Origin of the sequence: Buchnera aphidicola (Macrosiphum euphorbiae) (assembly GCF_005237295.1) — a bacterium.
Taxonomy (GTDB): Bacteria; Pseudomonadota; Gammaproteobacteria; order Enterobacterales; family Enterobacteriaceae; genus Buchnera; species Buchnera aphidicola_AP.
This window is the reverse complement of record NZ_CP033006.1, coordinates 479,726-493,974: the sequence shown is the minus strand read 5'-3', so window position 1 is coordinate 493,974 and position 14,249 is coordinate 479,726. Positions and strand designations below refer to the sequence as shown.

Genomic DNA, 14,249 nt, shown 5'->3' with positions numbered 1-14,249 from the left:
TCTTTTTAATCTATTTTATATTTTCTTTCAAATGCTTATTTTAACCTGTTATTCTGCTAATAACAGGTTCTTAAAGAAAAAATATATTCTAATTTTTAAACCATGCTTTGATTCCATCAAGAAACATTTGAGTAGAAAGCATAATTAAAACTAAACCCATAAGACGTTCTAAAGCATTGACACCTTTTGAACCAAATAATTTTAAAAATAAACCGGATAATAATAATATTATAACGGTAAAGCACCATGCAATTAGTAATGATCCGACTAAGTAAAACATATGATGTAAATATTGATGTGACAGTAACATTAATGTTGCTAATAAAGATGGTCCTGCAACTAATGGAATAGCTAAAGGAACTAAAAAAGGTTCTTCATATGCAGAAACTTCATTACTATTATTATCTTCAGAAGGAAAGATCATTTTAATAGCAATTAAAAATAAAATAATGCCTCCAGATATTGAAACAGTTTCAGTTTTTAAATTCAGAATTATAAGTATTTTTTCGCCAACAAATAAGAATAATAGCATAACAATTAATGCTATAATCATTTCACGTATAACTACAATTCTTCGTCGTTTTGCTTCTAGGTGTTTTAATATTGTCATGAATATCGGAAGATTTCCTAAAGGATCCATAATTAGAATTAGTAATATGGTTGTAGAGATTATTTCAGTCATTTTAATCTATTATATCCTTTTAAAGTTATGCTATTTTTGATCTAAAATATTTTTTCTAATATAAAATTATGATTTTATAGTATATTTAAAATTAAAATAGAATTTTCTATTTTAATATTCTTGTTAAAAATTTTTCATATCTTTAGAGAGTATATATTTTTCTTACATGAAATTTATAATTATTAATTAATATTCTTTTATTAATTTTTTTTAGGAGCCGGAAAACGTTTGCTTTAACTGTATTTATTATTAATTTTAATAAATATTACTGTTAATATAAATTGTCCGTGTATTTATTAATGATGAAAACTGTGGGTTTAGTCGGTTGGCGTGGAATGGTCGGATCAGTTTTATTGAAAAGAATGCAAGAAGAAAATGATTTTTCGAAAATTGAACCCGTATTTTTTTCAACGTCTCAATTTGGTCAAAAAAGTCCTTTATTAAATAATATATCACACAATATTTTAGAAGATGCTTATGATTTTGATGTATTAAAGGACATGGATATTATAATTACATGTCAAGGAGGAACGTATACTGAAGAGGTTTATTTAAAATTACGAAAGAATGGTTGGGAAGGTTATTGGATAGATGCTGCTTCTAATTTACGAATGAAAAATGATTCTGTGATCATATTAGATCCAGTGAATTATGACCTTATACAAAATTCTATAAAGAAGGGAATTAAAACTTTTATAGGAGGTAACTGTACTGTTAGTTTGATGCTAATGTCTTTAGGAGGTTTATTTAAAAAAGAATTAGTCGAGTGGATTTCTGTGTCTACCTATCAAGCAGCATCTGGTGCAGGTGCGCGTCATATGATAGAGTTGTTAAATCAAATGGGTAGGTTATATAACGTTGTAGAAAAAGATTTATTAAACAATTCTCTTTCAATTTTAAGTATTGAACGTAAAGTAACTGAAATATCTCGCAATTTTAATTTTCCTGTAGAAAAATTTTCTGTTCCCTTGGCTGGTAGCTTAATACCTTGGATCGATATAAAAATGAGTAATGGTCAAAGTCGAGAAGAATGGAAAGGTCAATCTGAAACCAATAAAATTTTAGGAACTACAAATCAAATTTTAATTGATGGTATATGTGTCCGAATTGGTTCACTTCGTTGTCATAGTCAAGCATTTGTTATTAAATTAAAGAAAGATCTTTCTTTAAAAAATGTTGAAGAAATAATTGGAAATCATAATGAATGGGTTAATGTTGTTCCAAATAATATACAAGATACATTGTTAAAATTAACTCCGTCTTCTGTGACTGATACATTAAATATACCAATAGGTCGTTTAAGAAAATTGAATATGGGAAAAAAATATTTATCTGCTTTTACTGTTGGAGATCAACTTTTATGGGGTGCTGCAGAACCTTTAAGAAGAATGTTGAATATACTAATTAATTTATAATATATTTTCTACTTAGAAAAATAGAAGTTTTTTAATATATACACTATATTTATATATAATTATTATATATTAAATTTGAAGTGTATATATTAAACGTTTAGTCTATATAAGAAATATTTTTAAAATTTATAATCCTTTTTTTAATAAATAACGATAAGGTTTGATTTTTATTTCATTTTTTAACAACTGATGTTCCATAAAATAACAAAAACTTGGAATATCTCTTTTAGTTGTTGGATCATCTGATAAAACTAATATTTTTTCATTTTTTTTCATATTACGAAGCGTTTTTCTTATTATCATAATTGGTTCTGGACATCGTAGTCCAATTAAATTCAATATAATTTTTTTTTTCATTTTTTCATCAAACATGTTCCAAATTAAATTTTTTTTAAGTATTACAAAAAATCAAAGAATTCATAGGATCATCAATCATTATGATATAATTTTTTTGATAAAATATAATTATTTACAATAGATGGTAAAAGTGTATAAGAACTTTTACCGATAGAATAATTTTTCCTTATTCTACTAGAAGAAACATTAATAGAAGAACCGTGTGAAAAATAAATTAAACCAAATGGTTTCTTATGTAATAAATTTAAATCATATACGGTATGAAAATCAATCCATTTTTTAAATTCATTATTATGATTATTTTTTTTATGTTCTCGAGGATAAATTAACAAGTGAGAATATAATAATATTTTTTTCCAATCTTTCCAAAGATAGAATTTTTGTAAGTTATCTTCTCCCATTATAAAGCACAAAGGTCTTAAATAACTTATTTCTTCTCTAATTTTTTTTAATGTGTCTATAGTATAAAAAAAATGATTTTTTTTTGTTTCTAAATAACTTATTTGAAATAAAGGATTATTATGAATAGCAAGTTTAATCATTTTTATTTTATCTATTATAGATGTTTTAGTTCTATCTCGATGCGGAGGATAATTGTTTGGTAAAAATATTATTTTTTCTATAGAGATTTCTTTTGCTAATTTTTCTGCTGAATAAATATGTCCATAATGAATAGGATCAAAATTCCCACCAAAAACTACATATAATTTTTTCATTTTTTATTTATTCAAATGTGAAATATTATTCACATAATATTAAAGTTAATTCTTGCAATTGATTCCAGATATTATTATTATATTTTTTTTTGATATTTATTTCTATTTTTACAAGAATTTGAATTGCTCTTAATAATTTATCATTGTTCATTTTTTCAAAAGCACTTATAAAAAATTTATATCTTGTATACCAAATGTTATGTTGTCTCAATTGTGCATGTATATTTATTTTTTTTTCACGTTTAATAGAAATTAATTTTAATAAATCTTTTTGCAAAGCACGTACTAAAATAAGATGATTATATTTTTTTTTATAAAAAATTTTTAGTATATAAATAGCTTTTTCTATTTGACCTTGAAAGATAGAATTAACCCAATGTAATGGAGATAAATCGAAAAAGTCAATAATAATTTTTTTTATTTTTTCTGTTGTAATATAAGTATTAGGCCATGTTATATATAGTATATCTAGAATTTTGTATATAAATAAAGTATTTCCTTCATAATACTTACATAACAAAGAAAATGCTTTTTCTTCTATATTTATATTTTTTTCTCGTATTTCATATTTAATCCAATTAATAAAACGTAAATTATATGGTGTAAAACAAGAAACTATATGAAATTCTTTAAATTTATCGAGCAATTTGTTTTTTTCGATAAAATGAGATAAATGATTAAATTTTAATATTATTAAAATATCTGAATCTAATAAAGAAAATGTTTTATAAATATTTTCAACCATAAAAACATTTAATTTTTTTATGATAAAATTAATTATTAAGGTTGTTTTTTTAAAAAATAAATTTTTACTTTTATAGAAAAAATTGATTTTTTTGTAATCTTTATCTTTTTCTATATTGATTATAACTTTTTCTAAAAATCCTTTTTGATATGCAAAATTTAATATTAAATCTTGATTTCTTTCTGATAAAAAAATATCTTCCCCTAAAAAAATATAAAAATAATTTAATTTTTTTATTAATGTTTTTTTTAGTTCATCTGGACTTATACTTTTCATATAGGCAATAGTAATATCTTTAAAAATATATTTTTAATGTTAAATTACAAAATTTATTATTTTTTTAGGAATATATATTATTTTTTTTATATTAACATTTTTTAAATATTTTTTTATTATAGGTTCACTTTTTATCTGTAAAAATACTTCTTCTTTATTTAAGTTATTAGGTATTTTTATAGTACACCGTGTTTTTCCATTAATTTGAGCAATAATAACATTATATTTTTTCAATAAAATATTTTCTGTAAAGACAGGCCATTTTTCATCATCAATTGTTTTATTTTCATAAAAATATTTCCAAACAAAAAAACAAAAATGAGGTGTAAATGGATAGAGCATTTTAATTATACAAATTAAAGATTCTCGCATAATAGATTTATCTTGTTCTTCTTTTATCGGAGCTTTTGCTAATTCATTTACTAATTCCATAATTGCAGAAATGGCAGTATTAAATGTTTTTCGACGACTTATATCGTCAGTAACTTTAGAAATAGTTTTATGTAATTGGCAGCGTAAGTGACTTTGTTGATAATTTAAAAGATTAAAATTCATTTTGTGATGTGTATTTTTTATGTCAATATAATTATATATTATCTTCCAAAGTTTTTTTAAAAAACGATGTACTCCCTTCACACCAGATTCTTTCCATTCTAATGAAGATTCTACAGGAGCAGAAAACATAATAAACAAACGAATTGTATCAGCTCCATAACGTTGAATCATTAATTCCGGTTCAATTCCATTGTTTTTTGATTTAGACATTTTAATCATTCCTGCATAAAATAACTCTTTTCCTTTTTTATTGTATGATTTAATAATTTCTCCTTTTGAATTACGTTCTATCAAAACAGATGATGAGTGAATCCAATTGCGTCGTAAGTTTTTATCAATTTCATAAAAAGCTTCAGAAAGAACCATGCCTTGACATAATAAATTTTTTACAGGTTCATCTGAATCAACTAATTTGAAATCACGCAGTAATTTATGATAAAACCTAAAATACATTAAATGCATAATTGCATGCTCTATTCCACCAATATATTGATCGACAGGTAGCCAATATTTTGATGCCATTAAATCAATCATGCCTGTATTAAAATTTGGACAAGTATACCTTGCGTAGTACCAAGATGATTCCATAAACGTATCAAAAGTATCGGTTTCTCTAATAGCACTTTTATTATTGATGAAAATTTTAGCCCAATTAGAATTGGGATTAATAGACTTTTTTAATGAATCTATATTTTGTTCAATTGTTGGTAAAACTACAGGTAGTTCATCTTCTGGTATTGATAATATTTTTCCATTTTTTAATGTTGCCATTGGAATAGGGGCTCCCCAATAGCGCTGTCTTGATACACACCAGTCTTGCAATTTATAATTGATTTTTTCTTTTAATATTTTCTTTTGGAACAGTATATTTTTTATTTTTTCACTACTATCTTTAGAATTCAATCCATTAAATTCGTTAGAATTAAATAATATTCCTTTTATATCTATAAAAGAACTATGTGCATTATATTTTTGATGATTAGGATTTAGAACGACATATTTAATTTTGAGATTATTTTTAACTGCAAAATTCCAATCGTGTTCATTATGTCCAGGAATAGATAGAACTGCATTTGTACCATATTCTTTTAGAATAAAATTTGAAATCCAAATTGGTATTTTTTTTTCTGTAATAGGATGAATAACAAATAGATTTGTATTAATTCCTATATATTTAACAGTTTTTAGTTCTTCTTGCGAGATACATTGATATTTTTTTATAAATCTTTCAATTATTTGATTTTTTTTAGATAAATTAAGAGATAATTTGTGGCAAATAGATATTGAAATATATGTGACACCCATTATAAGATCTAATCTGTTAGTAAATACTTTTATTTTTTGAGAAGTGTTAAAAACATTTAATTTTATTTGAAATCCTTTTACTCGTCCAATCCAATTTCGTTGCATGTTTTTTACGTTTTCAGGCCAATGAGTTAATTTTTTTAAATCTTGATATAAAGATTCAGCATAATGTCTTATTTTTATAAACCATTGTGGAATTTTTTTTATTATTATCTGATTTTGACATCTCCAACAACAACCATCAATAACTTGTTCATTTGCTAAAACAGTTTTATCATAAGAACACCAATTAACTAAACTATTTTTTTTATAAACTAGTTTTTTTTCATATAATTTAATAAAAAACCATTGTTCCCAATGATAATATTCCGCATTACACGTAGTGATTTCACGACTCCAATCATAACTAAAACCTAGCGATTGAAGTTGCTTTTTCATGTATTTTATGTTTTTCTTAGTCCATGAAAGTGGACTTGTGTTACTTTTTATAGCTGCTTCTTCAGCAGGCAAACCAAAAGCATCCCAACCCATTGGTTGCAAAACATTTTTACCTATCATTCTTTGATATCGTGCAATAACATCGCTAACGGTATAATTTCTAACATGACCCATATGTAATTTTCCAGAAGGATATGGGAGCATAGGAAGACAATAATATTTTTCTTTTTTTAAATCTTCTTTGACTTCAAAAGTTTTATTTTTTTTCCAATATTCCTGTACATATAGTTCTATTTTTTTTGGTGAATATTCTTGTTCCATATTTTTCCCTGAAAAAATATTTAATCAATATAATACTTTTAATATCAATTAAAAAATCATTTTATTTTTTTATTTGAATTTAAAAAATTAGTTTTTTTTTGTATCTATTAGAACTGGTATTTTATTTTCTGGGATCGTTACATGTATTTGTATAACTTTTCTGCTGTCTGCTATAGAAATTTTAAAAGAATATCCATCAATATTGATGCTTTCACCACGACTTGGTAAATGACCGAATTCTTTCATAACTAATCCTCCTATAGTATCTACTTCTTTATCACTAAAATTAGTATTAAAAGTTTCGTTAAATTCTTTTATTTCTGTAAGTGCTCTGATAGAAAATGTACATTTTTGCAATTTTCTAATATTTAATGTTTCTTCATCATCATATTCGTCTTCAATTTCTCCAACTATTAATTCAAGTATATCTTCTATAGTAACCAGACCTGAAACCGCTCCAAATTCATCGATTACTATAGCCATATGATTTCTTTTTGAACGAAATTCTTTTAACATTCTATCTACATATTTACTTTCTGGAACTACAACAGCAGGTCGTAATATATTTTTTATAAAAAAAACATTTGTTGAATTTTGCATAAATGGTAATAAATCTTTAGCGATTAAAAATCCTTCAACATAATTATTATCACTACTCATAACTGGAAAACGTGAATGTGCGGATTCAATGATGATATCAAGACATTTATTTAAATTATAATTTAATTTTAATGTTACCATCTGTGTTCTTGGAATCATAATTTCTTTTATTCTTTTTTTGACGATATGCATAACTCCTTCTAACATATCGCAAGTATCTTGATCAATTAGTTCGTTTTGTTCTGAATCTCGAATTAATACTAATAGTTCTTCTCTATTTTTAGGTTCATCATGGAAAATTTGATTTAATAGAATAGAAAAAAACCCTTTTCTATTTATTTTATCACAATTTTGTAAATGCTTATTACTCATAGTATTGGATTATCTATTTTGAAATATGTTCTACTATTCTATTGTAGAAATGCCTGAGTTAAAATATTTTTTATAAAAGATTAATAATTTTTTAAAATATGTGGTTGCTTATAATTCAAAGACAGCATTATTTTATTTTCAATTTTTTCCATAATATCTGTTTCTTGATTATTTTGATGATCATATCCTAACAAATGTAGTGTTCCATGTATTGTTATATGAGCCCAGTGTGATTCTAATAATTTGTCATATTTTAAAGATTCTTTTTCTATTATTTTTTTACATAATACTAAATCTCCTAATAATTTATGATTACGTTTAATAAATTGATTGCAAGGAAATGATAAAATATTTGTAGGTTTATTTTTTTTTCTATAAGTAAAATTCAATATTTTAATTTCTAATTCGTCTACGATTCGTATCGTGATTATATTAATATTTTTTTTTTATATAAAACTTTTTTTATCCATTTTTTAAAATATGATTTTTTTGGTATGTTTTTACTTCTCTTACAACAATTTTGAAGATTTAAAATAATATTTTTCATGGATCTTAATTAAATTATTTTTAAAATAATTCACCTTTTAGTGAGTGTGTATGTACTTTTTTAATTTTTACATTAACAAATTGTCCGATCATTTTAGATGAACCTTTAAAAGTAACAATTCTATTGTTTTCCGTCCGGCCATATAAGTTCATAATATTTTTATTAGAGACACCTTCTACTAAAATAGACTGTATGCTTCCAAACATTTTCCTACTCCATAAAAGTGTTTGTATATTTATACGATCTTGTAAAAGATATAAACGTCTTTTTTTTTCTTTTATATCAAGATTATCCTTCATTTTAGAAGATGGTGTTCCAGGTCGATTAGAATATATGAAACTAAAACTCATATCAAAATTGATATTTTTTATAAAGTTCATAGTTTTTTGAAAGTCTATTTCAGACTCTCCGGGAAAACCTACAATAAAATCAGAACTAATTTGAATATTAGGTCTAGCAATGATTAGTTTTTTAATAATAGATTCATAATCTTCTACTGTATAGGAACGCTTCATTAAATTAAGGATTTTGTTAGAACCACTTTGTACAGGAAGATGTAGAAAACTAACCAGTTTTGGTGTGTCTTGATATACTTCGATAATATCATCCGTAAATTCTAGTGGATTACTAGTAATAAAACGAATTCTATCAATGCCATCTATTTCTGCGACTAATCTTATTAATTCTGAGAAGTAACAAATTTTTCCATTAAAAGTTGGACCTTGATATGCATTAACATTTTGTCCTAATAAATTAATTTCTCTTACTCCTTGTTTTGCTAAAATTGATATTTCAAACAAAACTTCATCACATGGACGACTGATTTCACTTCCTCTTGTATATGGCACTACACAAAATGAGCAGTATTTATTACATCCCTCCATAATGGAAACGTTTGCTGTATATCCTGTATTTTTAGGTTTTAAAGCATATTTAAATTTTTCTAATTTAGGAAAGCTGATATCAATAGATAATTTATGTTTTTTTTCTACTTCAGAAATCATTTTTGGTAATCTATGTAAAGTTTGAGTTCCAAATATGATATCTACATAATTTGCTCTTTTAAAAATTTCTTGCCCTTCTTGAGTTGCTACACAACCTCCTACAGCAATAATGACTTTTGGGTTGTTATTTTTTATTTTTTTCCATCTTCCAAGTTGATGAAAAACTTTTTCTTGAGCTTTTTCTCTTATAGAACAAGTATTCAATATTAAGATATCAGCGTTGTTTGCTGATTCAGTAAGCAGGTATTTATTTTTTTTTTGCAACAAAGTAGCTATCATAGATGAATCGTATTCATTCATTTGACAACCCCAAGTTTTTATATATATATATTTCATATGTTTAAAAATTAATCCATTTGATTTTTTAAGATATTGTTTTTAATATAAAATTTTTATACAGATATTTTACCTTTAATAGAAGGATAAGGATGATATTCAGTGATTTTAAAATCTTGAAAAGAATATTGAAATAATGACTGAGGTTTTTTAAGAATTATTAATTTTGGAAGCTTTCGCGGTATTCTAAGTATCTGTTTTTCTGCTAATTGAATATGATTATTGTATAAATGAACATCACCCCCTGTCCATAAAAATTCTCCGACTTTTAAGTTACATTGTTGTGCTATCATATGTATTAGTAATGAATAACTAGCTATATTAAAAGGTAGTCCAAGAAATACATCACAAGAGCGTTGATATAATTGACAACTTAATGTGTTATTAAAAACATAAAATTGAAAAAGAACATGACAAGGAGGCAACTTCATTTTATCTATTTCTCCAACATTCCAACTAGAAACTAAGATTCTACGTGAATTAGGAGTATTTTTTAATTGTATCAATATATTCTTTATTTGATCAATTTTATTCCCTTCCGGTGTATTCCAACTTCTCCATTGTTTTCCATATATTGGACCAACATCTCCAAATTTATCTGCCCAATTGTTCCAAATTGATATTTTATTTTTATTAAGATAATCAATATTGGTGTCTCCTTTTAAAAACCATAGAAGTTCATGAATAATAGATGGAATATGACATTTTTTTGTTGTGAGAAGTGGAAAACCTGCGTTTAAATTAAACTTCATATTATAACCAAAAACAGATAAAGTACCTGTTCCTGTACGATCTGTCTTTTTATTCCCAATCTTAATGATTGTTTTAATTAATTCTATATATTGTTTCATGATTCCTCATAATCTATTTTTATAGAAAGATTGATACATAATAATTGATCCCGCAATAATCATTGGAAATGATAATATTTGTCCCATAGTAATGATGTTCTTGAACAATCCTATTTGAGGATCTGGTTCTCTAAAAAATTCTATTAATATTCTGAATATTCCATAACAAATTAAAAATAAACCGCTAATACTACCTAGTGGTCTATTTTTTTTTGAGAAAAAATAAATTATAAAAAATAAAAGAATGCCTTCTAAAAAAAATTCGTATAATTGAGAAGGATGACGTGGTAATGCTCCATATTTATCTAATAATGGTTTTAATTGAGGATATTTTTTTATTGTTTCTAAATCTTGATATTGAGAATTCGGGAAAATCATTGCATATGAGAAATTTGGTGATACACGACCCCATAATTCACTATTAATAAAATTTCCTAATCTTCCAGCACCTAAACCAAAAGGTATTAATGGAGTGATGAAATCAGATATTTCTAATATTTTTTTTTTGTATTTAAAAGAAAAATACAGCATGACAATTATAGCTCCTATTAATCCTCCATGAAATGACATTCCTCCTTCCCATATATAAAATACACACAATATATTTTGAGAAAAATATGTAAAATTATAAAATATAATATATCCTATTCTTCCGCCAATGCAAGAACCTAAAAAAATAGCATACAACAGTGTTTCTATTTTCTTTTTATACCATTTTTTTTTATTTTTAATACTGCGTTTTTTTCCATACCATATTGCAAATAAAAAACTAATAATATACATAAATCCATACCAATGAGCAGAAATAGGACCAATAGTAAAAATTATAGGATTTAAGTTGGGGAAAAAGATGTACATTTATTTAGATGATATCCTTTTATCAAAAAAAATATTATTTTTCTAAATTTAATATTTCTTCAATTGTCTGACGTCTGCGAATAACAATAGAATCATTGTTTTTCAACAATATTTCTGGAATGAGTGGTCTTGTATTATAATTAGATGACATTGCAGCACCATAAGCTCCTGTGTCATGAAAAATTAAATAGTCTCCTATTTTTATAATGGGTAATTTTCTGGTTTGGACAGTTCCTCCTTCTTTTTGTGTAAAAATATCTCCTGATTCACATAGAGGACCTGCTACAACAGTATCAATTGTTTCGATTTCATTAATATTCCTATCGTCTCCAGAAATAACGGAAATATGATGGTAGCTACCATACATGGTTGGTCTCATTAAATCATTAAATCCAACATCTACTAAAACAAAGTTTTTGTCACCCATTTTTTTTGTAGCCCATACTCTTGAAATCAAAATACCTGATTCTGCAACTAAAAATCTTCCAGGTTCAATTTCTAATTCAATTTTTTTTCCTAAAAATTCAGATATTTGGTTTCTTGCAATATCCCATATCATAAAGTATTTTTTTATATCAATAGGTTGATCGTCAAATTTATAGGGTACAGGTAATCCTCCACCAACAGAAATAGATGATATTTTTTGATTTAATTGAACAACATATTTAATCATAGATTGACAAACTTTTTTTAAATGTAAATAATCTACTCCTGAACCTATATGCATATGCAAACCTATTAATTTTAATTCATATTTTTTTATAATTGGTATTGCTTTTTTAGGTTCCCAAATTCCATGTTTGCTATTTTTTCCTCCAGTATTAGTTTTTTTACTGTGTCCATAGCCAAATCTTGGATTAATTCTCAACCAAACATGATGACCTGGTGAAACTTTTCCTAATTGTTTTAACATATCTAAAGATCCAGCATTTACTGGTATTTTATAATCAACTACCTTAGATAAGGTTTTTTTGTCTAAAATATCTGCAGTAAAGATTATTTCATTTGTGTTTCCTTTGAATCCAGATAATAAAGCTCTTTCAATTTCACCTAATGAAACAGCATCTATTTTTACATTTTTATTTCTCATTAGACGCAATATATTAATGTTTGAACAAGATTTTTGAGCAAATCTAATAACATCAAATTTTTTTAACAATTTAATTTTTTTATAGATAATGTCAGAGTCATAAACCCAAAATGGAGGTTCATATTTTTCTATTAAGTTTTTAATTGTTTTTGTATTAAGATTATTTTTAGTATCATTTAGTAGTTGTGGCATTTTATATCTCATTGAATTTTTATAAAAATTTTTTCATCTCTTAAAAGATAAATTTTAAATTTATAAAATTATTTGTTAAAGGAACGAAGTGTTGGAAATAAAATTACATCACGAATACTAATTTGATTAGTTAATATCATAATTAAACGATCTATTCCGATTCCTAATCCTGATGTTGGTGGCAAACCATATTGTAACGCTTCTATATAATCTTGATCATAAAATATATTTTTGTTGTCTTCTTTGTTTGCTTGTTTAATTTGATTTAAAAACCGTGTTTTTTGATCTTCTACATCATTTAGTTCTGAAAACCCATTTCCTATTTCATATCCACCAATAAAAAGCTCGAATCTATCTGTTGTATCTGGATTAATATCATTTCGTCTTGCTAATGGAGAAACTTCTACTGGATATTGAGTGATAAAAGTTGGTTGAATTAATTTTTTTTCTACTGTTTTTTCAAAAATTTCATTTTCTATTTGACCTTTTCCCCATTTTTTTTCTACTTTAATATTCATCGATTTTGCAAATTCTTTTATTGTTTTAAAATCATGTAAATCAGACAATGTAATTGTTGGATTAAATTGAAGAATAGAATTTTCCATAGTCAATCTATGAAATGGTTTGCTAAAATCAAAATTATTTTTATGAAATATAATTTCATTGTTTTTAAAAATTGATTTTGTAATACTCTTAAAAAGATTTTCTATTAATGTCATCATATCTTCATAGTTAGAATATGCAATATATGCTTCCATCATAGTAAATTCTGGATTATGTCGAGCTGATACTCCCTCATTACGAAAATTTCTATTAAGTTCAAAAATACGTTCGAAACCACCAATAATTAATTTTTTTAAATATAATTCAGGAGCTATTCTTAAATACATTTTAGAATTTATTTCATTATGATAAGTAACAAAAGGTCTAGCATTTGCTCCTCCAGGAATACTTTGTAACATTGGAGTTTCTACTTCTAAAAAATTATTTTCTATCATAAAATTGCGAATTGCCATAATAATATTAGAGCGTTTTTTAAAAAGATCGTATAATTTATTGTTGCTAATTAAATCAAGATATCTTTGTCGATATCGTATTTCTTGATTAGATAAACCATGAAACTTATCTGGAAAAGGTTTTAATGATTTATTGAGTATTTCTATATGTTGACAGTAAACAGATAGTTCCCCTGTTTTAGTTTTAAATAATATTCCAATTACACCTAAAATATCTCCAATATCCCATTTTTTAAAATGAGCATTATAAAACTCAGATGATATTTTTTCTTCATTTATATAAATTTGTATTTTTCCTTCCATATCTTGTAGTGTGAAAAAAGAAGCTTTTCCCATAACACGTCTTTGTATCATACGACCAGAAATAGAAACTTTAATTTTTAATCCTTTAAGTACGTTACTATCTTTTATTTGATATTTTTGATGAATTTTTTTTGAAGTAGTATTTCTTATAAAATTATTTGGAAAAGAAAATCCTTTTTTTTTCATATCAATAAGCTTTCTTTGTCTTCTCGTTATTTCGTTATTACAAACATTATTATAATAATCATTATTTTTTGCTTCTAACATTTT

The 14,249-nt window shown here is 24.8% G+C and carries 13 protein-coding genes; 1 reads left to right on the top strand and 12 read right to left on the bottom strand.

Going from position 1 to position 14,249, the window contains the following annotated elements; genetic code table 11:
* Nucleotides 1-88 precede the first annotated feature (88 nt).
* Nucleotides 89-682: a YhgN family NAAT transporter gene (locus D9V71_RS02280; RefSeq protein ID WP_158340762.1), complete on the bottom strand. Its 594-nt coding sequence runs from the start codon at nucleotides 680-682 to the stop codon at nucleotides 89-91.
* 302 nt (nucleotides 683-984) lie between these two features.
* On the opposite strand from D9V71_RS02280, the gene asd reads away from it, so the two are divergent.
* Nucleotides 985-2,097: an aspartate-semialdehyde dehydrogenase gene (gene asd / locus D9V71_RS02275; protein WP_167553837.1), complete on the top strand. Its 1,113-nt coding sequence runs from the start codon at nucleotides 985-987 to the stop codon at nucleotides 2,095-2,097.
* A 126-nt stretch (nucleotides 2,098-2,223) separates the two neighbouring features.
* On the opposite strand, the gene tusA is transcribed toward asd, so the two are convergent.
* The 11 genes from tusA to lysS all read right to left on the bottom strand — a co-directional run bounded on the left by tusA (nucleotide 2,224) and on the right by lysS (nucleotide 14,246).
* Nucleotides 2,224-2,454, bottom strand: a complete 231-nt coding sequence (gene tusA, locus D9V71_RS02270; protein WP_158340760.1) for a sulfurtransferase TusA — start codon at nucleotides 2,452-2,454, stop codon at nucleotides 2,224-2,226.
* A 71-nt stretch (nucleotides 2,455-2,525) separates the two neighbouring features.
* Nucleotides 2,526-3,170, bottom strand: a complete 645-nt coding sequence (gene nadD, locus D9V71_RS02265; protein WP_158340759.1) for a nicotinate-nucleotide adenylyltransferase — start codon at nucleotides 3,168-3,170, stop codon at nucleotides 2,526-2,528.
* A 25-nt stretch (nucleotides 3,171-3,195) separates the two neighbouring features.
* Nucleotides 3,196-4,191, bottom strand: a complete 996-nt coding sequence (holA, locus tag D9V71_RS02260) for a DNA polymerase III subunit delta (protein WP_158340758.1) — start codon at nucleotides 4,189-4,191, stop codon at nucleotides 3,196-3,198.
* A gap of 39 nt (nucleotides 4,192-4,230) precedes the next feature.
* Nucleotides 4,231-6,810 (bottom strand): leucine--tRNA ligase, encoded by a 2,580-nt coding sequence (gene leuS, locus D9V71_RS02255; RefSeq protein WP_158340757.1) that lies wholly within the window; start codon nucleotides 6,808-6,810, stop codon nucleotides 4,231-4,233.
* 87 nt (nucleotides 6,811-6,897) lie between these two features.
* Nucleotides 6,898-7,782, bottom strand: coding sequence for a CNNM family magnesium/cobalt transport protein CorC (gene corC, locus D9V71_RS02250; protein ID WP_158340756.1), 885 nt, complete (start codon nucleotides 7,780-7,782; stop codon nucleotides 6,898-6,900).
* A gap of 80 nt (nucleotides 7,783-7,862) precedes the next feature.
* Complete coding sequence (gene ybeY, locus D9V71_RS02245; RefSeq protein ID WP_244278910.1) at nucleotides 7,863-8,171, bottom strand: rRNA maturation RNase YbeY; 309 nt, start codon at nucleotides 8,169-8,171, stop codon at nucleotides 7,863-7,865.
* Nucleotides 8,172-8,349: 178 nt separating this feature from the next.
* Nucleotides 8,350-9,669, bottom strand: coding sequence for a tRNA (N6-isopentenyl adenosine(37)-C2)-methylthiotransferase MiaB (miaB, locus tag D9V71_RS02240; RefSeq protein WP_158340754.1), 1,320 nt, complete (start codon nucleotides 9,667-9,669; stop codon nucleotides 8,350-8,352).
* A 56-nt stretch (nucleotides 9,670-9,725) separates the two neighbouring features.
* Entirely contained in the window at nucleotides 9,726-10,520 is a 795-nt protein-coding gene (gene thyA / locus D9V71_RS02235) for a thymidylate synthase (protein ID WP_158340753.1), read from the bottom strand.
* Nucleotides 10,521-10,526: 6 nt separating this feature from the next.
* Entirely contained in the window at nucleotides 10,527-11,378 is an 852-nt protein-coding gene (gene lgt / locus D9V71_RS02230) for a prolipoprotein diacylglyceryl transferase (RefSeq protein WP_158340752.1), read from the bottom strand.
* A 34-nt stretch (nucleotides 11,379-11,412) separates the two neighbouring features.
* Nucleotides 11,413-12,660: a diaminopimelate decarboxylase gene (lysA, locus tag D9V71_RS02225; RefSeq protein ID WP_158340751.1), complete on the bottom strand. Its 1,248-nt coding sequence runs from the start codon at nucleotides 12,658-12,660 to the stop codon at nucleotides 11,413-11,415.
* Between the two features lie 68 nt (nucleotides 12,661-12,728).
* Nucleotides 12,729-14,246, bottom strand: coding sequence for a lysine--tRNA ligase (gene lysS / locus D9V71_RS02220; protein ID WP_158340750.1), 1,518 nt, complete (start codon nucleotides 14,244-14,246; stop codon nucleotides 12,729-12,731).
* Nucleotides 14,247-14,249: the final 3 nt, after the last annotated feature.

Excerpts from the sequence above, each read along its gene's own strand:
- lysA (WP_158340751.1), bottom strand. The coding sequence starts at position 12,660 with ATGCCACAACTACTAAATGATACTAAAAATAATCTTAATACAAAAACA.
- D9V71_RS02280 (WP_158340762.1), bottom strand. The coding sequence starts at position 682 with ATGACTGAAATAATCTCTACAACCATATTACTAATTCTAATTATGGAT.
- tusA (WP_158340760.1), bottom strand. The coding sequence starts at position 2,454 with ATGAAAAAAAAAATTATATTGAATTTAATTGGACTACGATGTCCAGAA.
- miaB (WP_158340754.1), bottom strand. The coding sequence starts at position 9,669 with ATGAAATATATATATATAAAAACTTGGGGTTGTCAAATGAATGAATAC.
- lgt (WP_158340752.1), bottom strand. The coding sequence starts at position 11,378 with ATGTACATCTTTTTCCCCAACTTAAATCCTATAATTTTTACTATTGGT.
- corC (WP_158340756.1), bottom strand. The coding sequence starts at position 7,782 with ATGAGTAATAAGCATTTACAAAATTGTGATAAAATAAATAGAAAAGGG.
- leuS (WP_158340757.1), bottom strand. The coding sequence starts at position 6,810 with ATGGAACAAGAATATTCACCAAAAAAAATAGAACTATATGTACAGGAA.
- nadD (WP_158340759.1), bottom strand. The coding sequence starts at position 3,170 with ATGAAAAAATTATATGTAGTTTTTGGTGGGAATTTTGATCCTATTCAT.
- thyA (WP_158340753.1), bottom strand. The coding sequence starts at position 10,520 with ATGAAACAATATATAGAATTAATTAAAACAATCATTAAGATTGGGAAT.
- asd (WP_167553837.1), top strand. The coding sequence starts at position 985 with ATGAAAACTGTGGGTTTAGTCGGTTGGCGTGGAATGGTCGGATCAGTT.
- lysS (WP_158340750.1), bottom strand. The coding sequence starts at position 14,246 with ATGTTAGAAGCAAAAAATAATGATTATTATAATAATGTTTGTAATAAC.
- holA (WP_158340758.1), bottom strand. The coding sequence starts at position 4,191 with ATGAAAAGTATAAGTCCAGATGAACTAAAAAAAACATTAATAAAAAAA.